Origin of the sequence: Flavobacterium sp. T12S277 (genome assembly GCF_048514875.1) — a bacterium.
Lineage (GTDB): Bacteria > Bacteroidota > Bacteroidia > Flavobacteriales > Flavobacteriaceae > Flavobacterium.
In genome coordinates this window covers 24,378-47,195 of record NZ_JBLYEG010000011.1, presented here as the reverse complement: position 1 = coordinate 47,195, position 22,818 = coordinate 24,378, and the positions used below count along the sequence as shown (strand labels likewise).

Annotated in this window: 20 protein-coding genes and 1 tRNA gene; 11 read left to right on the top strand and 10 right to left on the bottom strand. The window is 36.0% G+C overall.

All coding sequences use genetic code 11. From position 1 onward, the window contains the following. Positions 1-50: 50 nt before the first annotated feature. Positions 51-2,291: a hypothetical protein gene (locus ACN1CN_RS15695; RefSeq protein ID WP_419136295.1), complete on the bottom strand. Its 2,241-nt coding sequence runs from the start codon at positions 2,289-2,291 to the stop codon at positions 51-53. Between the two features lie 245 nt (positions 2,292-2,536). Beyond that, positions 2,537-2,654, bottom strand: a tRNA-OTHER gene (locus ACN1CN_RS15690). Between the two features lie 406 nt (positions 2,655-3,060). Between ACN1CN_RS15690 and ACN1CN_RS15685 the strand changes: the two genes are divergently transcribed. The 7 genes from ACN1CN_RS15685 (at position 3,061) to ACN1CN_RS15655 (ending at position 12,574) form a co-directional block, all read left to right on the top strand. Continuing rightward, positions 3,061-3,681, top strand: coding sequence for a hypothetical protein (locus ACN1CN_RS15685; protein ID WP_419136294.1), 621 nt, complete (start codon positions 3,061-3,063; stop codon positions 3,679-3,681). Between the two features lie 169 nt (positions 3,682-3,850). Continuing rightward, positions 3,851-4,888, top strand: a complete 1,038-nt coding sequence (locus ACN1CN_RS15680; RefSeq protein ID WP_419136293.1) for a helix-turn-helix transcriptional regulator — start codon at positions 3,851-3,853, stop codon at positions 4,886-4,888. A 221-nt stretch (positions 4,889-5,109) separates the two neighbouring features. Next, a complete protein-coding gene (locus ACN1CN_RS15675) occupies positions 5,110-5,568 on the top strand; it encodes a MarR family winged helix-turn-helix transcriptional regulator (protein WP_264524748.1) in 459 nt (152 codons plus the stop codon). Positions 5,569-5,619: 51 nt separating this feature from the next. After that, the gene (locus tag ACN1CN_RS15670) at positions 5,620-8,010 is read left to right on the top strand and encodes a 3-hydroxyacyl-CoA dehydrogenase/enoyl-CoA hydratase family protein (protein ID WP_419136292.1); all 2,391 of its coding nucleotides are present in this window, start codon (positions 5,620-5,622) and stop codon (positions 8,008-8,010) included. A 95-nt stretch (positions 8,011-8,105) separates the two neighbouring features. Next, positions 8,106-9,287, top strand: coding sequence for a thiolase family protein (locus ACN1CN_RS15665; RefSeq protein WP_419136291.1), 1,182 nt, complete (start codon positions 8,106-8,108; stop codon positions 9,285-9,287). 156 nt (positions 9,288-9,443) lie between these two features. Further along, the gene (locus ACN1CN_RS15660) at positions 9,444-11,249 is read left to right on the top strand and encodes an acyl-CoA dehydrogenase family protein (protein ID WP_264524752.1); all 1,806 of its coding nucleotides are present in this window, start codon (positions 9,444-9,446) and stop codon (positions 11,247-11,249) included. 230 nt (positions 11,250-11,479) lie between these two features. Next, positions 11,480-12,574 carry a glycoside hydrolase family 18 protein gene (locus ACN1CN_RS15655; RefSeq protein ID WP_264524753.1) on the top strand — a complete coding sequence of 365 codons (1,095 nt, stop codon included), beginning with the start codon at positions 11,480-11,482 and terminating at the stop codon, positions 12,572-12,574. Between the two features lie 235 nt (positions 12,575-12,809). Here ACN1CN_RS15655 and ACN1CN_RS15650 read toward each other — a convergent pair whose 3' ends face one another. After that, positions 12,810-13,331 carry a DUF4251 domain-containing protein gene (locus ACN1CN_RS15650; protein WP_419136290.1) on the bottom strand — a complete coding sequence of 174 codons (522 nt, stop codon included), beginning with the start codon at positions 13,329-13,331 and terminating at the stop codon, positions 12,810-12,812. Positions 13,332-13,367: 36 nt separating this feature from the next. Then, entirely contained in the window at positions 13,368-13,805 is a 438-nt protein-coding gene (locus ACN1CN_RS15645; RefSeq protein WP_419136289.1) for an META domain-containing protein, read from the bottom strand. A 209-nt stretch (positions 13,806-14,014) separates the two neighbouring features. Between ACN1CN_RS15645 and ACN1CN_RS15640 the strand changes: the two genes are divergently transcribed. Further along, complete coding sequence (locus ACN1CN_RS15640) at positions 14,015-14,542, top strand: superoxide dismutase family protein (RefSeq protein ID WP_264524756.1); 528 nt, start codon at positions 14,015-14,017, stop codon at positions 14,540-14,542. A 106-nt stretch (positions 14,543-14,648) separates the two neighbouring features. Continuing rightward, entirely contained in the window at positions 14,649-15,851 is a 1,203-nt protein-coding gene (locus ACN1CN_RS15635) for an LETM1-related biofilm-associated protein (RefSeq protein WP_264524757.1), read from the top strand. A gap of 38 nt (positions 15,852-15,889) precedes the next feature. On the opposite strand, the gene can is transcribed toward ACN1CN_RS15635, so the two are convergent. From can to ACN1CN_RS15615, 4 genes are all read right to left on the bottom strand, one after another. After that, positions 15,890-16,525 (bottom strand): carbonate dehydratase, encoded by a 636-nt coding sequence (can, locus tag ACN1CN_RS15630; RefSeq protein WP_264524758.1) that lies wholly within the window; start codon positions 16,523-16,525, stop codon positions 15,890-15,892. 117 nt (positions 16,526-16,642) lie between these two features. Next, on the bottom strand, positions 16,643-18,295 hold the full coding sequence (locus ACN1CN_RS15625; protein WP_264524759.1) for a SulP family inorganic anion transporter: 1,653 nt from the start codon (positions 18,293-18,295) through the stop codon (positions 16,643-16,645). An 80-nt stretch (positions 18,296-18,375) separates the two neighbouring features. Beyond that, the gene (locus ACN1CN_RS15620; RefSeq protein WP_419136288.1) at positions 18,376-18,660 is read right to left on the bottom strand and encodes a hypothetical protein; all 285 of its coding nucleotides are present in this window, start codon (positions 18,658-18,660) and stop codon (positions 18,376-18,378) included. Between the two features lie 134 nt (positions 18,661-18,794). Further along, positions 18,795-19,274, bottom strand: a complete 480-nt coding sequence (locus tag ACN1CN_RS15615) for a Dps family protein (protein ID WP_264524760.1) — start codon at positions 19,272-19,274, stop codon at positions 18,795-18,797. Between the two features lie 107 nt (positions 19,275-19,381). On the opposite strand from ACN1CN_RS15615, the gene ACN1CN_RS15610 reads away from it, so the two are divergent. After that, the gene (locus ACN1CN_RS15610) at positions 19,382-20,323 is read left to right on the top strand and encodes a LysR substrate-binding domain-containing protein (RefSeq protein WP_173967804.1); all 942 of its coding nucleotides are present in this window, start codon (positions 19,382-19,384) and stop codon (positions 20,321-20,323) included. 32 nt (positions 20,324-20,355) lie between these two features. Here the strand turns inward: ACN1CN_RS15610 and ACN1CN_RS15605 are convergent, their stop codons facing one another. Both ACN1CN_RS15605 and mnmD read right to left on the bottom strand, forming a co-directional pair. Continuing rightward, positions 20,356-20,553 (bottom strand): hypothetical protein, encoded by a 198-nt coding sequence (locus tag ACN1CN_RS15605; protein WP_017496117.1) that lies wholly within the window; start codon positions 20,551-20,553, stop codon positions 20,356-20,358. 167 nt (positions 20,554-20,720) lie between these two features. After that, positions 20,721-21,386: a tRNA (5-methylaminomethyl-2-thiouridine)(34)-methyltransferase MnmD gene (mnmD, locus tag ACN1CN_RS15600; RefSeq protein WP_419136287.1), complete on the bottom strand. Its 666-nt coding sequence runs from the start codon at positions 21,384-21,386 to the stop codon at positions 20,721-20,723. Positions 21,387-21,702: 316 nt separating this feature from the next. On the opposite strand from mnmD, the gene ACN1CN_RS15595 reads away from it, so the two are divergent. Further along, positions 21,703-22,773 (top strand): branched-chain amino acid aminotransferase, encoded by a 1,071-nt coding sequence (locus ACN1CN_RS15595; RefSeq protein WP_264524762.1) that lies wholly within the window; start codon positions 21,703-21,705, stop codon positions 22,771-22,773. Positions 22,774-22,818: the final 45 nt, after the last annotated feature.

Here is a 22,818-nt window from a genome sequence, read left to right as displayed (position 1 = left end):
TTAAAAACATCAAAAAGCCACGAATCCATTTATGAATCCGTGGCTTAAATTTAATCAATTAATAATTGTGTCACTGCCGCAGCATTTATTGCCCATTTTGCATCGTAAACCTCATCGGCAAATTTATCTTCGGTAATTGTCAATCCCTGAGCTTCCGCTTTAAGCTGTAACAAACTACCAATATTCAATTTACTGTTCAATTTTGCCAATAATGCCTGAACTCCTTTAAAGTCCAAACCTTGTACGACCTGACCTCCAAAAGTCATCTCTAACCAAACGATTTCTCTTTTGGCTACATCAAGAACTCCAAAAACCAAACCTTTGGCGATATTCTGCGTTACACGAACCTGATGGTCTACACACGACGGATCGTAAGCTACACCGGTTTTCTCCGAAATTCTCATCGGGTGTTTACTATTCATCCAACCAACAACCAAATTTGGCGTGATACTTCCGTTACAGTACGCATTGCAGGTAAAAGTCACAAATTTTGCATTGGCTTTGGCCAATTCGTCGATATTGATGTTGATGTACTCCGCAGTTCCAATTTTATTCGGAATACTTCTGATATCACCACTATGCTGACAACCTGTGGTCGTCAATCGACTGAACGAACAAATATCCGATTTCTCTTCGTATGCAATATGACAGCTCAAATCCATATCTAAATGCTGTGCTGGTAAACCTGCACCCCACTGCATAAACAATCGCACTTCGTTTCCTTCAACCGGAAAACGTGTTCCCATTAAAGCCACCGGTAAATCCTGAAGCGTATCGCTACGATCTCCAATAGAAACGGGCATATTAAACAATTGCGGATCTATGTAAATAGTCTTGTTTGGATTTGCAATTGCAGCAAATCGTTTCTTCATTACTAAAAAGCACAATTCTTCGATTTGACTTTTCATCGCCTCTAATTGCTCTTCATTATACAAATTCAACAATGCATTTGGCGCAATTCGTTTGTTAGTTCCTCCTAAAGGTTTCACACTTCTTTGGATGTTTTTATCAAAATAGTTCTGAGCATACATGTTTAACGTAAACACCAGTCGAGCCGGAACTTTATCAATAATCTCCGTAAAATTTGCCACCGTTTCATCGGCACCAAACCAAAGCATATTCGAAAATAAGGAACGGGCAAACAATCCCGGACGTTGTTTCAATAATGCAAATGTTTTATCTGCATCCATTTTCAATCGTGACGTGTTTACTTTACTTTGCCAAACATCATACACCTGGTTGTAAAATACGTCCATCAAAAAAGCTAATTTTTCAAAACCTTTTCTTTTGCTGTATTCTGCCAAACGCAACGCTCTGATCACACGAACCCACATTCCTCTTTTTGGATGCATGATTTCACACATGGCTTCTACTTCCATATCCATAGTATTCAACCAATTTGCCACCATTAAACATTCTTTTCGGGAATATTTAAGTTTCAAATCTTTCTGAGAAGCGATTTTGGCCTGTGCACTTGTGTCTAAACTGATATGCAAATGCTGTGCGTTTTTAGCCGTTCTTTTAATAATAGTTTTTGGCTCGATAATTTGCAACAATCCTGTATTCTTAAACCATAAATATCTTAAAATATCAGTTGGTGTTTTTAAAAATGATGATGCCTCCTCTTCTTTGCCATTTTCGATCAAAAGATCCATAACAAGCATTAAAGTTTCCTTCATAGCCACATCGGTTTTAGGCAAAGGCAAATATTTCATCGCCGCTTTTAAACTATCTGCCTGCGTAGCATCTAAAACTGTTTTCGATTGCAATAACGATAAATAGAAATCATTTAAGTCTTTTTCTGTCCACAATTCCAGAACTTTCAATTTGCTTCCTTGTCCGTATTTTTCGATTTTACCAAATTCAAACGGAGTTCCGCAGAACGGACATCCATTGTATCTTTCCAACGGAAAAGTATGCTCCGGAATAATATGTCCGCATTGCAAAGTTGTTCCATTTTTGGTTTTAAAAACATTTGCGAAAAATGTAGCCACATGATCAAAAACAGATTCACCTGTTGGGATGTGCCATTCTTTCACCAAAGGAGTCCAGTTTTTATCCGTTCCTAAAACTTCTTTCAGAACTTCTAAAAAATCAACTTTATAGTTTGGGCTTACATTATTTAAAGCGTGTAATAACGATTCTGAAAATGTAAAACCAAGTTTGGAAACATTGGCTGCCAAAACCGATGTTGTTGCTGATAATTTTTTGATGTCATTCGTTATCATTTCTGATGGAATGTAAATTGCGTTTTGACGCAGACTGATTTTTAATAATGTTGTTGTTTTCATTTTTTTTAATTTTTAAAATTTAGATAATTGTGTTTCTGATTCTACCTAAAAGATTTGAAGTAAGAAACACTTGACCTGAAATTAGAGTGTAATGGATTAACTGATTCAAAGTGACAGTTTGGTGGGTTTCCCCCGAAGTAAGTTAATCTTGACCCTCTTTGATTATTCATGATAATTTTAAAACTTGCCGGACTCGAACCGGAAATACCAATGTTCTGACGTAAGTTTGAATTGACCATAAATAGTGAAGCAGATGGGATTCGAACCCACGACCCGGACATTAAAAGTGTACGAAGTAAGTTTTGATTGACCTTTTAACGATAATTTCAAAACTACCTGCTCTAACCGCTGAGCTACTGCCTCCTGATAAATTGTGTTAACCGGTAATGGTGTAAGTGTGTACGTGGAAAGTTTTTCGAAGTAACTCAAACTTGACCGTGTTAACTCAATTTTTATTTCAATGAACGTCTGTTCTTATTTCCTGAGCAAAGATTTCGATAGTACTACGCAATTATTTTGCGCAGTAGAAAAAAGAATTTTATATTTGAGTAAATATTGATTTACCAAAATCATGTAAGTCCCAAAGGGACGGTATATTGATAGCTTTTTTACAGATAAATTTCAAAAGCCCCAGCGGGGCGACATATTCTATCAATGAAAGGAAAATAAAGGTGTCGCTCTGCTGGAGCTTTTGATTCGGTGTTATAATTTGGTTATAAATATTCAGCTCTTACAGAGCTTCTAATAAGATTTAAATAAAAAATACCATATGAATTTAGAAAAAATCTATTCTGAATTACTCTTGAACATTGGCTTTCCATTAAATGAAATTCAGCAAAACTGGACGAATTTAGAAAAAGCTTATTCAAAAAAATCAAGGCATTACCACAATCTGACACATATAAAGGATATAATTGAAAGTTTTGAAATTTATCAGAACAGGCTTCGAGTCCCCAATGAAATATTATTTTCTATTTTTTACCATGATTATATTTATCAGAGCAGTAAAAAAGACAATGAACTCAAAAGTGCCGAGTATGCCCTATCGATTTTACCTGAAAACACCAGCCTGGATAAACAATTAATTTTTGATGCGATCTGCGCCACACAACTCCATGCCCATAATACAATTGAAGATATTAACTGGTTAATTGATTTTGATTTAAAAATTCTGGCCCGGGATTGGGAAGCCTATCAAATCTATTATGAACAAATCAGAAAAGAATACCGCATTTATCCTGATTTCCTCTACAAACCCGGACGCGCAAAAGCACTGAAACATTTTCTGGAAAACGAATTTATCTTTCAAACTAATGAGTTCCGGAATTTATACGAAGAAAAAGCCAGGAGCAATATTGAAAGAGAGATCAGCATTTTAGAAAAAAAATGATCACGCAAAGACGCAGAATCGCAAAGTTTTTTTAAAGTATTACTTATACACTGTTGTGATTCTTCGTTCCCCAGGATGACATAGCAATGAGTAAAATCATTTTAATCCTTTAATCTGTGACTAAAAAAACTTTGCACATTGAGCCTTTACGAGTAAAAAAACATAAACTATGTCACAAAACAAAAACGCCTTAATTCGGTATAAAACCATCGACAAATGTCTCCAGAACAAATACCGGCAATGGACTTTAGACGACCTCATCGAATGCTGCTCTGATGCTTTGTTTGAATACGAGGGCCGTGCAAATCCAATCAGCAAGCGAACCATACAAATGGATATTCAGCTCATGCGAAGTGAAAAACTGGGCTATAATGCCCCAATTGTAGTATACGATAAAAAGTACTATAAATATGAAGACGACGAATTCACCATAACCGATATTCCGTTAACAGAAACTGATATGAATGTCCTGACTGAAACCGTATCGATGTTAAAGCAGTTTAAAGATTTCTCTCTCTTTAATGATGTATCGGATATTCTACAGCGTTTGGAGGATAAAATCTACGCTGAAAAATCACATACAAAACCCGTTATCTATCTGGACAAAAATGAAAAGCTGAAAGGGCTTCACTATTTAGATGAAATTTATCAGGCCATTATCAAAAAGGTGGCTTTGGTCATTACCTATAAATCATTTAAATCCCGGGAGGAAAACAAATTTAATTTCCATCCCTTTATTTTAAAGGAATTCAACAACCGATGGTTTCTCGTAGGAAAGAAAAAAGGTTCGCAGCCTATTACCAATTTGGCCCTCGACAGAATTATCGCCATTGATTATGATTTTAACCTCCCTTATTTAGAAGAAGATTTTGATGCGGAACTTTTTTACAAAAATGTAATTGGCGTTACGGTAAACACCGGTTCTCAACCCCGAAAGATTGAACTCTGGATTGATGCAATCAACGCGCCTTATGTTTTAACCAAACCCCTGCATCAAACGCAGCGACTGATTAAAGAAAATGAGGATAAAAGCATCATCGTTCATTTGTTCATCACTCCAAATTATGAAATGGAACGCATTCTTCTGGGTTTTGGCAATGGTATCGAAGTCATTAAACCCGAAAACCTCCGAAACAGGATGAAAACAATACTTCAAAAGGCAATTTCGCGATACGAACCCGAAAATCCTATTGAATTAAAGCCATAATTTTTTACAAAATGCAGAATTTTATCTTAATTTAAAACGACAAAACAACTTTTACAGCATAAATTTTGTTAAAACATCAAAAAAGAATAGTATATTTCAATTAAAATTAAAGCATAAACCCCTATAAATCAAAGGATTTTTTTAACTAACCAAAAAAATATTAAAAAATCATATGCATGCATAGTATTTTTTGATTATATTTGAAATCGATATAGTTACATATGAAAGAGAAAACAATAGATTATATTTTGCGTGCTACATGGCAAGCTGTATCAAGAATGTACAACGAAGAGGCTGCCAAATACGATGCCACAATGGCCACCGGGTTTGCTCTTTTAAGTATAGATAAGGAAGAAGGCACCCCATCAACAGCTTTGGGACCAAGAATGGGCATGGAAGCCACAAGCCTAACCCGAACATTAAAATCAATGGAAGACAAAGGTTTGATTGTTCGCAAAAAAAACCCAACAGACGGTCGCGGTGTTTTGATTTACCTGACTGAATTTGGAAAAGAAAAAAGAGATTTATCTAAAAATACAGTTTTAAAATTTAATGAAACGGTAAGAAAACATGTTTCTGACGAGAAGCTAAAACATTTTATCGAAGTATCTGAAATCATAAACGAATTAATTCAGGATAAAAACATATTCAATCAAACAGAAAAATTAGAAAATGAATAACCTTAATTAATAAAGGCCCATTCAAATCAAATAAAAAACAAAATATTAACTATGAAACGCACAATTAAAAAAGTCGCTGTAATTGGATCCGGAATTATGGGTTCAGGAATAGCTTGCCATTTTGCCAATATTGGTGTTGAAGTTTTACTGCTTGACATCGTACCACGCGAGTTGACAGAAGCTGAAGCCAAAAAAGGATTAACGCTTGAAAGTAAAGCTGTTCGCAACCGAATAGTAAACGAGCACTTGGCGAATTCATTAAAATCAAAACCATCTCCTATTTACAGTCAGAAATTCGCAAACCGAATTACTACAGGAAATACGACAGATGATATGGCAAAAATTGCCAATGTTGATTGGATTATTGAAGTTGTTGTGGAGCGTTTGGATATTAAAAAACTGGTATTCGAACAAATCGAAAAATTCCGTAAACCAGGAACTTTGGTTACATCAAATACTTCCGGTATTCCAATTCACTTTATGAGTGAAGGAAGAAGCGAAGATTTCCAACAGCACTTCTGCGGAACACACTTTTTTAACCCTGCGCGTTACTTAAAATTATTTGAAATTATTCCTGGTCCAAAAACTTCAACAGAAGTATTGGATTTCTTAAACGAATACGGATCTAAATTCTTAGGAAAAACTTCGGTTGTTGCCAAAGATACTCCGGCTTTTATTGGAAACAGAATTGGTATTTACGGAATCCAGAGTTTATTTCACTTAGTGAAAGAAATGGGATTAACAATTGAGGAAGTTGATAAATTGACTGGTCCTGTAATCGGTCGTCCAAAATCGGCTACGTTCCGTACTGTTGACGTTGTTGGTTTAGATACTTTGGTGCACGTTGCCAACGGTATTTATGAAAACTGCCCGAACGACGAACAACACGAATTATTTAAACTTCCTGATTTCATCAACAAAATGATGGAAAACAACTGGTTGGGAAGCAAAACAGGACAAGGTTTTTACAAAAAAGTAGATAAAGATATTCTTTCTTTAGACTTAGATACATTAGAATACCGTGCTGCAAAAAAAGCAAATTTTGCTACACTTGAACTTACAAAAACAATCGATAAACCAATCAACCGTTTTAAAGTTTTAGTAAAAGGGAAAGACAAAGCAGGAGAATTCTACCGTAAGAGTTTCGCCGGAATGTTTGCTTATGTGTCAAACAGAATTCCTGAAATCTCAGACGAATTATACAAAATTGACGACGCTATGAAGGCCGGTTTTGGATGGGAAAATGGTCCATTCGAAATTTGGGATGCTATCGGTGTTGCCAATGGAATTGAAATCATGAAAGCAGAAGGTTTAGCACCAGCTGCATGGGTTACTGAAATGTTAGCCTCAGGAAGCGAAAGTTTCTACTCTGTTAAAGAAGGAGCAACCTATTTCTATAATATTCCAACAAAATCACAACTTAAAGTTCCTGGACAAGATTCCTTTATTATCCTAAACAACATTCGCGAAAGCAAAAAAGTTTGGAGCAATAGTGGTGCAATCATCGAGGATTTAGGAGATGGAATTTTGAACTTAGAATTCCAATCTAAAATGAATACGATTGGCGGCGATGTACTACAAGCCATCAATAAAGCAATCGACTTATCTGAAAAAGAATATCAAGGTTTAGTTATTGGTAACCAGGCAGCGAATTTCTCTGTTGGAGCTAATATCGGAATGATTTTCATGATGGCGGTTGAGCAGGAATACGACGAGTTAAACATGGCGATCAAATTGTTCCAGGACACCATGATGCGCGTTCGTTACTCTTCAATTCCAGTTATCGTAGCCCCTCACGGAATGACTTTTGGTGGTGGATGCGAAATGAGCTTACACGCTGATAAAGTAGTTGCTGCTGCTGAAACCTATATGGGATTAGTTGAATTTGGTGTAGGTGTACTTCCAGGTGGTGGTGGATCTAAAGAAATGGCTTTGAGAGCTTCTGATTTATTCCGCAAAAATGATGTGGAATTGAACGTTCTTCAGGAGTATTTCTTAACCATTGCTATGGCAAAAGTTTCGACTTCGGGTTATGAGGCTTTTGACACCGGACTTTTACAACATGGAAAAGATATTATCGTGGTTAACAAAGACCGTCAGATTGCGGAAGCTAAAAAACATGCTTTGTTGATGGCAGAAGCAGGTTATACACAGCCAATCAGAAGAACTGATGTTAAAGTTTTAGGAAAACAAGCTTTAGGGATGTTCTTAGTTGGAACAGATCAGATGGAAGCCGGAAAATACATTTCGGAACACGATAAAAAAATCGCTAACAAACTGGCTTATGTAATGGCTGGTGGTGATTTATCTGAAGCAACTTTAGTATCTGAACAATACTTATTGGATATCGAACGTGAAGCTTTCTTATCTCTTTGTACAGAGAGAAAAACATTAGAAAGAATTCAATACATGTTGACTAAAGGAAAACCACTTAGAAATTAGATAAGTAGAAGAAAGATGTAAGAAGCAAGATTTCAAAACAAAGTTTTGTCTTTTCTTTTGCCTCTTATTCTATAAATCTTAAAAAAACAAAACAAATGAAAACAGCATATATCGTAAAAGCTTACCGTACCGCGGTAGGAAAAGCACCAAAAGGGGTTTTTAGATTTAAAAGACCTGACGAATTAGCAGCAGAAACCATTCAGTTTATGATGGATGAGTTGCCTAATTTCGACAAAAAACGTATCGATGACGTTATGGTTGGAAACGCCATGCCGGAAGCAGAACAAGGACTTAACGTTGGACGTTTAATCTCTTTGATGGGATTAAAAGTAGAAGATGTTCCTGGTGTAACAGTTAACCGTTATTGTGCATCCGGATTAGAAACTATCGGAATGGCGACTGCTAAAATTCAATCCGGAATGGCAGATTGTATTATTGCCGGTGGAGCTGAAAGTATGAGTTTTATTCCGATGGGAGGTTACAAACCAACTCCGGATTATAAAGTGGCTGCTGCAGGTCATGAAGATTACTATTGGGGAATGGGTTTAACTGCTGAAGCGGTTGCCAACCAATACAAAATCTCCAGAGAAGATCAGGATGAGTTTGCTTACAACTCTCATATGAAAGCTTTAAAAGCGCAGGCAGAAGGAAAATTTGACAAACAAATTGTTCCAATTACTGTTGAGCAGACTTTCATCAATGAAAATGGTAAAAAAGAAACTAAATCATACGTTGTAAAACAAGACGAAGGCCCAAGAGCCGGAACATCTGTTGCTGCCTTAGCCGGTTTAAGACCTGTTTTTGCTGCCGATGGTAGTGTTACTGCCGGAAACTCTTCTCAAATGAGTGATGGTGCTGCTTTTGTTTTAATCATGAGCGAAGAAATGGTAAAAGAATTAAACCTTGAGCCAATTGCACGTTTGGTAAACTTTGCTTCTTCTGGTGTTGAGCCAAGAATTATGGGTATCGGTCCTGTAAAAGCAATTCCGAAAGCATTAAAACAAGCAGGATTAATACTAAACGATATTGAACTAATCGAGTTGAACGAAGCTTTTGCTTCTCAGGCTTTGGCAGTTACCCGTGAATTAAACATCAACCCGGAAATCGTAAACGTAAATGGTGGAGCAATTTCATTAGGGCACCCACTGGGTTGTACAGGAGCTAAACTTTCTGTTCAGTTGTTCGACGAAATGAAACGCAGAGGCAACAAATACGGAATCGTTTCGATGTGTGTAGGAACCGGACAAGGTTCTGCGGGGATTTACGAAGTGTTGTAGATACTGATACGTCTCGTTTGTCATTTCGACGAAGGAGAAATCACAAACGCTGAGAACGCACTGTGTAGAAATACTGGATGTGATTTCTCCTTCGTCGAAATGACAAGATTAGAGACTCAATTATAAAAATAAAAAGACATACAAAAAACAAAAGCAATGGCAGATACAATCGAAAAAAACGTAACCCGTGGTGGTCAGTTTTTAGTTAAGGAAACAAAATGCGAAGATATCTTTACACCAGAAGATTTTTCGGAAGAGCAGTTAATGATGCGTGACTCTGTAAAAGAGTTCGTTGACAAAGAATTATGGGCACATAAAGATCGTTTTGAGAAAAAAGATTATGCCTACACAGAATCTTCTATGCGTAAAGCAGGTGAGCTAGGACTTTTAGGAGTTGCAGTTCCTGAAGAATACGGCGGATTAGGAATGGGATTTGTATCTACAATGTTAGTTTGTGACTACATTTCTGGAGCTACAGGATCTTTCTCAACTGCTTTTGGTGCACATACCGGAATTGGAACTATGCCAATCACACTTTATGGTACTGAAGAACAAAAGAAAAAATACGTTCCTAAATTGGCTTCCGGAGAATGGTTTGGAGCTTATTGCTTGACAGAACCAGGCGCAGGATCTGATGCTAACTCAGGAAAAACAAAAGCTGTTTTATCTGAAGACGGAAAATCGTACTCGATCACCGGACAAAAAATGTGGATCTCGAATGCAGGTTTCTGCAGCGTTTTCATCGTTTTTGCCCGTATTGGTGATGATAAAAACATTACAGGTTTCATCGTAGAAAACGATCCGTCAAACGGAATTTCTATGAACGAAGAAGAGCATAAATTAGGAATCCGTGCTTCCTCTACTCGTCAGGTTTTCTTCAACGAAACAAAAGTTCCCGTTGAAAACATGTTGTCTGAAAGAGGAAACGGTTTTAAAATCGCTATGAATGCTTTGAATGTTGGTCGTATTAAATTGGCTGCTGCCTGTTTAGATGCACAAAGAAGAGTTACTTCAAATGCTGTAAAATATGCTAACGAAAGAATTCAGTTCAACACTGCAATTTCATCTTTTGGAGCTATCCGTTCTAAATTAGCTGAAATGGCTACTAATGCATATGCCGGAGAAAGTGCTTCTTACCGTGCTGCAAAAGATATCGAAGACAGAATCGCTGCTCGTGAAGCAGAAGGAACTTCTCATCAGGAAGCTGAATTGAAAGGTGTTGAAGAATATGCTATTGAATGTTCGATCCTGAAAGTAGCCGTTTCTGAAGACGTACAATCTTGTGCTGATGAAGGAATTCAAATTTTTGGAGGAATGGGATTCTCTGAGGACACTCCAATGGAAAGTGCCTGGAGAGATGCCCGTATCGCTCGTATCTACGAAGGAACTAACGAAATCAACAGAATGCTTTCAGTAGGAATGTTAATCAAAAAGGCTATGAAAGGTCACGTTGATTTATTAGGACCTGCTATGAAAGTTCAGGAAGAATTAATGGGAATCCCATCTTTTGACACTCCTGATTTCTCTGAATTATTTGCTGAAGAAAAAGGAATCATCGCTAACCTGAAAAAAGTTTTCTTGATGGTTGCCGGAAGTGCTGTTCAGAAATACGGACCAGATTTAGATTCACACCAACAGTTATTAATGGCTGCTTCTGATATCTTAATCGAAATCTACATGGCAGAAAGTACAATTCTAAGAACTGAGAAATTAGCCAAAAATCAAGGTGAGGCTAAAGTACAGGAACAAATTGCTATGGCAAAATTATACTTGTACAAAGCGGTAGATACTGTTAACTCAAGAGGAAAAGAAGGAATTATTTCTTTTGCTGAAGGTGACGAACAACGTATGATGTTAATGGGACTTAAACGTTTCACAAAATACACAAACAATCCAAATGTTGTAGCCTTAAGAGAGGTTATTACATCTAAATTAGTTGCAGAAAACGAATACTGCTTCTAATATAAAAATAGTTTTTAGCTTTTAATTTGTTTAAACCCGCACTAATCCGAAACAGTGCGGGTTTATTTTTTTTGTTTTTTATCAGACGGTTTACCAAAATAGTGCCCGCAATATTTTTGCAACCATTTGCAAAATATTCGTTAAAATTAACATTGAGACCACTGTAAAATAGTTAAATATCGATTGTATTGCTTTATATTTAGCAATCTAAAAACTCTAAAAAACATAAAATGAAACAAATTAACCTGATTGCCCTGATTTTATGGTGCAACTTTACCACAAGCGTATTTGCGCAAAAAAGCAAAAAGATGGACATCATAGCCTATTACACAGGTGATGACAAGCTAATTAACGAATACGAAGTAAGCAAACTAAACCAAATTATCTTCAGTTTCTGCCATTTAAAAGAGGGAAAACTAAGCGTTGATTCTGCAAAAGATTCTACTACGATCAAATATTTGGTTTCGCTAAAAGCATCAAATCCCCAATTAAAAATTATTCTTTCGCTTGGTGGCTGGGGAGGTTGTGAGCCTTGTTCTGCTGCATTTTCAACAGCTGAAGGAAGACTTACTTTTGCAAAATCGGTAAAAGAAGTCAGTGATTATTTTAAAGTAGACGGTTTAGATTTAGATTGGGAATATCCGGCAATTGAGGGACTGCCAGGACATTTGTTTCAACCAGCCGACAAACCAAATTTCACAGAATTAATCAAAATTTTGCGTTCTACTTTAGGTAAAAAATACGAATTGAGCTTTGCTGCCGGAGGTTTTCAAAAATTTCTGGACGAATCAATTGACTGGAAAACAGTAATGCCTTTAGTAAATCGCGTTAATATTATGAGTTATGATCTGGTAAACGGATACTCAAAAGTTACAGGGCACCATACACCTTTATACAGCACTAACCCAAAAGAAGAATCGACAGACAGAGCCGTTGCATATCTATTGAAACTGGGAATTCCGGCAGAAAAATTAGTGATTGGAGGAGCTTTTTATACCCGCACCTGGAAGAATGTCGAAAACATCAATAACGGTTTGTATCAGGCTGGTGAACATGTTCAGGGTGTTTCTTTTAAAGACTATGCGCCTTTTTACACAGAAGCTAATGGCTGGAAATACTTTTGGGACGATAAAGCCAAAGCACCTTTCTGGTACAATGAAAAAGAAAAAACATTTGCTACAGGAGACAATCTAACGTCTATAAAAGCAAAAGCAGAATACGTTAAAGCTAAAAACCTGGGCGGAATTATGTTTTGGGAACTTCCGCTGGACGCTACGCGAAACGGAATGGTCAATACTATTTACGAGGTTAAAACGGCTAAATAATTTTTCTCGCAGATTTCGCAGATCTGGCAGATTTTTTAATCTTTCTAATCCTTTTAGTGGCAATTATTCTAACACATAGAAACATATAGAAAGAGGTTTTAAACAATAAAAAACGGCAGCTAATCAAAATAGCTACCGTTTTGTTTATCGTAAAAGTTTCAAACTATATTTTAATTTTAGTCTTACCAATTCACCTATAAAAGGGTTTGGCAGACAATAATTGAAACTAAACGGATTATTTCTTATTCTCGACTACTTTTGGAGCTCTTATCAGTCCATCATACGAAATAAATGCTTTATTGTTACTGGTAATACTAAGGGTCGTGTTTCCATTATAAAAAATAGAAAACATCAAAAGGTACACATCATTTTTCCCTCTAACGGTAGCCTTGACAATATAACTTTTCCTTTTTTGCTCGATTTTAATATCTTCCGGAGTCCCTTCAAATTTAATTCCTCCATCTCCTCCATAGTCGGCATTAAATGCACGTCCAAAAAAAGGCAGATCACAAGTGGTCTTATCTGTATTAAATCTTAAAAAATAAGTATTGTAATCGAGGATAATAAAGTTCCCTCCCTGCGGAGTCATTTTTTGTGCTTCAAAATCAAACTTTTTAGAAGCAACCAGCGCTTCAACTTCTTTTTGTTGCTGCAGTTCTTTTTCTGCCTTTATTTCTTTTTTTGTCTTTTCCTGTCCAAAAACAGAAATCGTTACCAAACAGCATAACACCAATATAATAGATAATTTAGTTTTCATAAAATACAAATTAAAGAGGGTTAAAAAAGGGAACTGCTATTTTCTGGTAAATCGCATCATGGCAATATCTCCAGAGATAAAGTGCAATGTTTTTCCTCCATCCGTAACATCGTAGGAGGTTATTTTAGGCAAAGTGCTCATAAAAACCTGTTCACCCTGCTGAGCATCTTTACACATCATTTTGGTTGTGGCCATAGGCTGTGTCAGATCAATTTTGTTTCCTGTCACGGCAAACGCTCCGTTAAAAGAATTACAGCCATTATTTCCAGACACGCGATTCTCTTTTACATTAAAGTTAATGGTTGGTTTTTTATTCGGATACAAACCGTCAAAAGCAATTCTCGGACCGCTAATATAGTCAAGTACCCAGGTTCCTTCAAGTTTAGAAACGGCATCTCCTGTTGATGTTTTAGAGGCATTGCAGGAGATTAAAACAACTCCCAAAAAAACTAAAGTTAAAATTTTCCTGATCATAATATTTAGGATTAAATTAGAAAATAATTAGGTATTGATTTTCATTTTTTACTTCGGAGCCCTACGAATTTACGCAATATTTTTGGGTTCATCGCTTAAAGTCCCATTAAATTACGATCAATAGTTTTAGATTTTTTTAACTGTTAGCTCCAATCCATGTCGGAATTTTATGTTAAATTTACTTAATCTTTAATATAAAAGCCTCCTTTATGAAAAAAATAATCGTTTCCTTCGCTATAATTACAGCCTTAATCGTTGGCTGTAAGACCAGTACAAAATCAAGTGATGCTAAAAACTTAACTGTAACTTTAGAGCCAAAAAGTAATAGTACAGTGGCCGGAACTGCTACTTTCACCGAAAAAAACGGTAAAGTAACTTTTGTTGCAAAAATGACCGGTTTACAGCCGGGAGTTCACGCCATCCACATTCACGAAAAAGCAGATTGTACTGCTGCCGACGGAAGTTCAGCAGGTGGACACTGGAATCCTACCTTTAAAAAACATGGAAAATGGGGTGTTGCAGAATACCACAAAGGAGATATCGGAAACTTTACGGCTGATGCTAAAGGTAACGGATCAATAACCTTAACTACTGACGAATGGTGTATTGGCTGTGGCGATGCAACCAAAGATATTTTGGGTAAAGGTTTAATTGTACATCAGGGAACTGATGATTTTACCACACAACCTACCGGAAATGCAGGCGGAAGAGCAGCTTGTGCCGGAATCATTAAATAAAAAAAGAGTAACCAGCAGATTTTCACAAAATCTGCTGGTTATTTCATTTAAATTTTATCCTAAAACAAGAAAAAGATATAGCTTTGCAGCTATAAATTAAAAGTTAATGATTAACCCATCGGCACCAGGCTGGATAGACAAGTTTTTTAGCGAACAGAAGTTTTCAGAGGCTATACCTTTTGAGACTGCAGCGTCGTTCTACAATAAAGTCAGAGAGACCGGTTTTATTTACGGTCATATCATTTCTATTGATTCACAGGTTCCCATCCCTATAAAAGGCTGGTTCAAAACCGAAATTTCAAAAGTAGCCTTACTAAACACTTTGTACGGTGTTTTTTGTTTGGAAAAAAGAAGTTCGGAACCCAATAATTTTATCGCAGAAGTTTTAAAATTTTATAAAGAAATGAGTCCGGAAGGATTTAGTTTGTTCAAAATTTTACTTCCAAAGGATACCCCTTCCCTTTCTTTAGAGAATATCATAGACCAAAGGGTTCAGACGAACGACAGCATTATCAGTAAAAACTTTTCGCATTTGGTAACCAATGCGCTTTTGTTTATTGATGTTCTGGCTTTCAGACAGTATTTAGAACATGGTTCAATTCCTGAAAAATACTTAAAACGAATCGAAGAAACAGTACTGGGTATTGTGGCTCTGGCTTTAAAAACCAAAACCATAAAATCGCAGCACGACGATTTGCTGATTAAACTTTTTGAAGCTTCCATCCGATATTCTAAATTTTCAAAAGTAACGGTTGATACTTTAGAAACCTTACAGCTGGAGTATTACAACAACCAACTTGAGTATTATTACTTAATCGATATGGCCGGAATGGCTTTATGGAGTGATGGTGTTGTTGAAAATGAAGAAGCCTACTTTTTGTACTCTTTAGGTTCGATGATGGGTGTTTCAGACGATTTTGTGACGAAGAGTATTGAAACCACGAATACCTTTATCACTACGCATAAAAAGAAGATTCCTTACTTCAACTATTCCAATCCGGTAAAACATTTTTACGATCAAATGACCCACAGCGTGGTAAAACTGATTGTAAGAAACAAAAACAGATTGGTTAAGGAAATCATCCAAAGCAAAGAATTAATGGTTCTGCTGGCTTATTCAACTACCAGAGATCTGGATGCCAAGGAAAAGAAGAAAGTAAAAAAACAGCTTTTAGACATCTGTAAAACGATTCCGTCACTAACGATCTTTTTACTGCCCGGAGGAAGTTTGTTGTTACCCATTCTTATAAAATTTATTCCAACTTTATTACCGTCTGCTTTTAACGAAAATCTGGACGAAAACGAATAAAAAAAAATCGCCTTTTTGAGGCGATTTTCTTTTTTATATTAAAGGTCTAACTGATAAACCTCATCTAGTTCTTCGTTCGAACTGATGTTTACATTTAAATCGGTTACAAAACCGGAGTTCAAACCGTAAACCCATCCGTGAAGCATTAAATCCTGTCCGTTTTTCCAGGCTCCCTGTACAATAGACGTTTTAGCCAAGTTGTAAACCTGCTCTTTAGCATTGATTTCAACAAAAGCATTAAAACGCTCCGTTTCATCTTCAATCGAGTTTAGGTACTTATCATGTAAACGGTACTCGTCTTTAATGTGACGAATCCAGTTGTCAATGATTCCAACAGATTGATTTCCCATAGCTGCTTTTACACCACCACAACCGTAATGTCCGCAAACAATAACGTGTTTTACTTTCAAAACGTTTACTGCATAATCCAGAACACTCAACATATTCATATCGGAGTGCACCACCATATTGGCAATATTACGGTGTACAAAAACCTCACCCGGTTTAGCTCCAATAATTTCGTTTGCAGGAACACGGCTGTCTGAACATCCAATCCACAATAATGGCGGTGTTTGTCCTTTAGCCAAATCAGCAAAATAATTTGGATCTAATGCCAATGATTTTTCAACCCATTGTCTATTGTTTTCAAGTAACTGCTTATAAAACTCTCTCATTTTTTTGTTTTTTGAATGGTATTACCCGATGTTTAAATATATTAAAAACAACTCTACTGTAAAGTTATCTAATTTTAATACTTCTCACAATCAAGAAATACCTTAATTAATATAATTTTATTTAAAATCTCCTTTTACCTTTTCTTTTTGAACTAAAGCCCTTTTGGCAACATCATAATAATGCTCAATAGAGACATGATTATTGATATCCGGTGAATTCTCAAGCTCATAGGCTTTCTTGAATCCTTTCAGCTTCACTTTAATATTTTCATCGATGGCTCTTGTTTCTTTAAATTCGCGAATCAAATCTAAAACATCGTGTGCAATATACTCTGTATCTGCAGCACTGATAATCACTTTCGAATTTTCAGGGATTTCATTTAAAGTCAGTTTAATCGCTGCCTTGTTTAAAAATGAAACTTCCTGTGCCAAATCGATATGAATAACATCTCCATCTTCGTATTCTTCTTTTTTGAAACTGTACGCTCTTTTCAGATTTCCTCTCAGTACAAAAATAATACTGATCACAATTCCTAACGCAACTCCTTTAAGTAAATCTGTTGCTACAACAAATACCAAAGTTGCAATAAACGGTACAAACTGGTACTTTCCTTTCTCCCAGAAATGTTTGAAAGTGGCAGGTTTAGCTAATTTGTAACCCACTAAAATTAAAACAGTAGCCAAAGTTGCCAATGGTATTTTGTTTAATAATGCAGGGATTGACAATACACTAATTAACAAAAGTACCCCATGAATAATAGCCGACATTTTAGACTTTGCTCCTGCATTGTTATTGGCAGATGATCTAACCACAACCGATGTCATTGGCAAACCACCTAATAAAGAACTTACTATATTACCAATTCCTTGCGCTCTTAGCTCGACATTGGTGTTGGTATAACGTTTTTGAACATCCATTCTGTCAGCAGCTTCAATACACAATAATGTTTCAATAGAAGCCACAATAGCAATTGTAATAGCAACCACCCAAACTTGCGGATTGGTAACCGCAGCAAAATTTGGTGTAATCAGAATCGATTTAAATTCATCAAAAGATTTTGGAACTGGCAAAGAAACCAAATGTTCTTTTGCAATTGCCAATGGGCTTCCTGTTGAAATAAAAAATTCATTTAAAACTACTCCCGCAACAACGGCAACAAGTGCTCCCGGAATTAATTTCAGTCTCTTTAAAAAAGGAACTTTCTCCCAGGAAAGTAAGATCACAAAGGAAATAACTGAAACTACAACTGCTCCTAAGTGTATGTGATTCAAGACATCAAACAAGAATGAAAAGGAATTGCTTCCGTCATTCTGAATAAAAGCCTGATCACCTTCAAAATCAGCATCATAACCAAAAGCGTGAGGCAATTGTTTCAGGATGATGATAATTCCGATACCGGCCAACATTCCTTCAATAACGTTGGTTGGAAAATAATTTGAGATACTTCCGGCCTTCAAAAACCCTAATGCTAATTGAATTAATCCAGCAATAAAAACAGACATTAAAAACACATCGAAAGCACCTAAATCAGTAATAGCGGTTAAAATAATAGCTGTTAACCCAGCCGCTGGTCCGGAAACACTAATGTGTGACTGGCTTAGGTACCCTACAACGATACCCCCAATTACACCTGCAATAATTCCTGAAAACAAAGGTGCTCCAGAAGCCATTGCAATACCCAAACACAATGGAAGAGCCACCAAGAAAACCACTAAACCCGAAGCGAAATCAGATTTAAGGTTGGCAAAAAGATTGATTTTTTTTGTCATAATACAATACTAAAAAATGATTCATTAACGATTGACCACATTTATTAAAAATGCAGTTTAATTCAAAATAATCGGAAGTATTATGCCAAGTTGGGAGGTGGAGCAAAAATGCTCGGAGAAATATTGTCTAGTTTTACAATATTTTCAGACACTGTGGTCTTTTTTTCAATATAAACGGGCATAACAACTTCATGTTGAAGTATTGCCGGATAAACAGCAGCCTTAAGTTCTTTATGTGAATGTTCTTCTTCTGAGAAACTAAAAAATAGCGACGCATCATTGCTTTTCTTCATCACCGTAACGATCGTCGGGGTAGACAAGAATGCAATAAATATGAATAATAATATGCGAGCGACTAATTTCATTGGAACAAAAATAGTGTTAAACAAATAAAATCAAAGCGAGAGGCCAAAAAATTTATACAAATTTAACAAACATAAAAAAGCAGGATGGTCAAACCCGACCATTCTGCTATAGTAATCATTTTAGGAACAACACATTACAGCTCTTCTTCAAGCCATGCATTCATCATCCAAATTGTTTTTTCCTGCTCGGCAATGAAGTCACTCATCATAGAATTTGTCCCTTCATCGTTAATTTCATCCGACTGTTTTAAGATTTCTCTTTCAATTTTTAACAAGTCAGATAACGAGTTTACAATTAAATGAACCGCTTTCTCGTCATTTGAAATATTCTTACCAACAGTTAATTTATTATTTTTAATATAATCATCAAAAGTATGTAAAGGAGTTCCTCCAATAGTTAAAACACGCTCTGCAATCATGTCAATTTTTAACTGAGCATCCGTGTACAATTCTTCAAACTTTACATGCAGATCAAAAAAACGCTTCCCACGAATGTTCCAGTGTATTCCTCTTAAATTTTGGTAATATACCTGAAAATTGGATAACAGAATATTCAATTCTTTTACTAACAATTCTGATTCTTTTACCGGTAATCCTAAGATATTTGTCTTCATAGTTTTCATTTTATAATATGATTACTACAAATTTAAAACAACTTCTTTTAAAATAATATAAAAAAAAATTATATTTTCTTATTTTTGCATCAAAAATTACTATCAAGATGACTATAACTCAATTGCAATATGTATTAGCCGTTGCCGAACATAAAAATTTCACGCTTGCTGCCGAAAAGTGTTTCGTTACCCAGCCAACACTGAGTATGCAGATTCAGAAAATCGAAGAAGAATTAAATATTCTGATTTTTGACAGGAGCAAAAAGCCCATTCAGCTTACCGATATCGGTCAGAAAATTGTAAACCAGGCCAAGAATATTGTAAACGAAGCGGATCGAATTAAAGACATTGTAGAACAGCAAAAAGGTTTTATTGGAGGAGAATTCCGTCTGGGAATTATTCCGACCATTATGCCAACACTTTTGCCCATGTTTTTAAACAACTTCATCAAGAAATATCCAAAAGTAAAACTATTGATTGAGGAACTTAATACAGATGAAATTATTCTGAAATTAAAAAATGGTCATTTGGATGCTGCTATTGCTGCTACTCCGCTTGAAGATGAGAAAATCAAAGAAATTGTATTGTATTTTGAACCCTTTGTGGCTTATATACCCGAGCATCACGCCAGTTTTCAAAAAGAAGAAATTGAAGTTGCCGACTTAAATATCAACGAAATCCTGTTGCTTCAGGACGGACATTGTTTTAGAGACGGGATTTTAAATTTGTGTAAAAATGCCAGTGACCTCGATCAGAATAATTTTCAGATTCAAAGTGGAAGCTTTGAAACGCTAATTAAACTAGCCGACGAAGGTTTGGGTACAACGCTACTTCCGTACCTGCACACCTTAGACTTAAAAGATTCCGACAAACAGAAACTACGTAACTTTAAGGAACCTAAACCAGCTCGTGAGGTAAGTTTGATTTACCCGAAGAGCGAATTAAAAATGCAGATCATTGACGCCCTCAGATCTACAATTGCCGGAGTGGTTAAAGGAGCAATTGTTTTTCAGAACGTTCAGATCATAAGTCCGCTACAAAAGAAATAACAATAAAAAAGGAGCCAAGTGGCTCCTTTTTTTTATACTTTGATTAGTAGTAGACTTTGTTTTAGTTCTGGTTTTTCAATAATGAAATTTAATAACCATTCTTGCAATTGTTCCATTTCGTACGGTAACAGTGTTTTGATAGCTTTCTCTAATTCTTTACAGAAAAGTATCGGGTCGAAACTTACTCTCTCAAGTATTGATTTCGTGTAATCAAACATCATTTTTGACATAATAAAATAAGATTTTTTGGGGGTTATCTATATTTTCAAACTCGCAACAAATTTAAACAAATATCATTCACGAGTACCGATTTTAACTTATTATTTTAAAAACTTTAGCAACGAATACGATTTCTTAATGCATATAAATCAATCTGGAATCATTCTAAACAACTCATTTAAACCTTTTTAAAGGCCCGAAACATTTCACGCTTTCCCGGAGGTCCTGCCAATTTTTCGACTGTAAATCCAACCTCAATCATACTTCTTTTAACAACTCCGCGAGCTGCATAGGTTACCAACACTCCATTTGGCTTTAAACTATTGTACATTTTCCTGAAAATCTCGGTGCTCCACAGCTCCGGCTGCACCCGATATCCGAAGGCGTCAAAGTAAATCAAATCAAAAATTTCAAAATCATCAATTTCATCAAAAAATTGTTTCCTTTTGGTTAAGGCAAAATCGTTGGTGATGGCTACTTTCTGATTCCATTCGCATTCGTGCATTTTCTCAAAAACCTCCTTATAAACCGAAGCCTCCAATTCGTCGACATAATTCATAGCTAGTACCTCTTTTGCATCTACCGGGTAAGCTTCTACTCCAACATAATCAATTGGCTGTTGCTTTTGACTGGATTCTAAAAAAGTAATAAAAGCATTCAAACCCGTTCCGAAACCAATTTCCAGAATACTTACCGGAGCATCGCCGAATAAGGAAAGACCATTTTTTATAAAGACATGTTTCGCCTCCTGAATTGCTCCGTGTTTTGAATGGTAACACTCATCCCACTCCTGCAAATGAATTGTGGTTGAACCATCTAGCGTTTTAATTATTTCTCTTCTCACCTTTTTCAGAATTTACAATCCGTTTCTACTGGTATTTCGACCGTTTTAAGTGCCAAATTTAGTCAAAACAAATGCGTAAAGCCTTAAAAAACGGTTCATTTTTCATAAATTCTTTATAAAAATGTCTTAATTTTTTCACTTTATTATAAGATAAATAAATCTCAGTTAAAGCCCGTAAATAATGCAGTTTTACTAAGTAAATTATATATTTTTACTTAATTTTGCATTCAGTAAAATCTATATCACAGCAGATCATTGCTTTAGATTTTCTGTGCTATTAATGATAATTACCTAAAAAAACTTTACATAATTAATTATGAGTACAACTCAAACACACAAAATTGAAATCAGAAAAGCAACTTCGTCAAAAATAAGCGGAGTAGACTTTCAAAACCTAAGCTTTGGTTCTGTTTTTACAGACCATTTATTCGAATGTGATTTTAAAAACGGAGAGTGGCAAAACCCTGTCGTTAAACCTTATGCTCCTATTTTGATGGATCCTTCTTCAAAAGTCTTCCACTACGGACAAGCGATTTTTGAAGGAATGAAAGCTTACAAAGATGACAATAACGATGTTTGGTTGTTCAGACCTGATGAAAACTTCAAACGTTTTAACGCCTCTGCGGTTCGTATGGCAATGCCAGAAATTCCGGAAAGTATTTTCATGGACGGTTTGAATGAATTATTGAAAATTGACCAGGAATGGATTCAAAAAGGAAACGGAAGCAGCATGTACATCCGTCCATTTATGATTGCAACCGGTGCTGGTGTGGTAGCAAATCCTTCTGACGAATATAAATTTATGATTTTACTTTCTCCTGCACAGTCTTATTATGCTGGTGAAGTAAAAGTAATTATCGCTGAACATTACAGTAGAGCTGCAAATGGAGGAATTGGAGCTGCAAAAGCTGCCGGAAACTACGCAGCACAGTTTTACCCAACTAACCTGGCCAACAAAGACGGTTTCCAACAGGTAATCTGGACTGATGATGCGACTCACACAAAACTGGAAGAAGCAGGAACAATGAACGTTTTCTTCAGAATCAACGACACTTTACTGACTGCTCCAACAAGCGAAAGAATTTTAGATGGTATTACCAGAAAAAGTTTGATTGCTATGGCAGAAAAAGAAGGCCTTAAAGTTGATGTTCGTCCGGTTCTGGTATCAGAATTGGTAGAAGCTGCAAAAAGCGGAGCATTAAAAGAAATTTTCGGAGCGGGAACTGCTGCTGTGATAAGCGTAATTAAAGGTTTCTCTTATCAGGATGTGTATTACGAAATGGCACCACTTGAGAACTCTTACGCTTCTTTATTAAAAGAAAAACTAACAAGTCTTCAAAACAAACTTTCAGAAGATACTTTTGGCTGGACTGTAAAAGTACAGTAAGCAAAGACACCTCTATAAAACAAACCCGACAGGTTTTTGAAACCT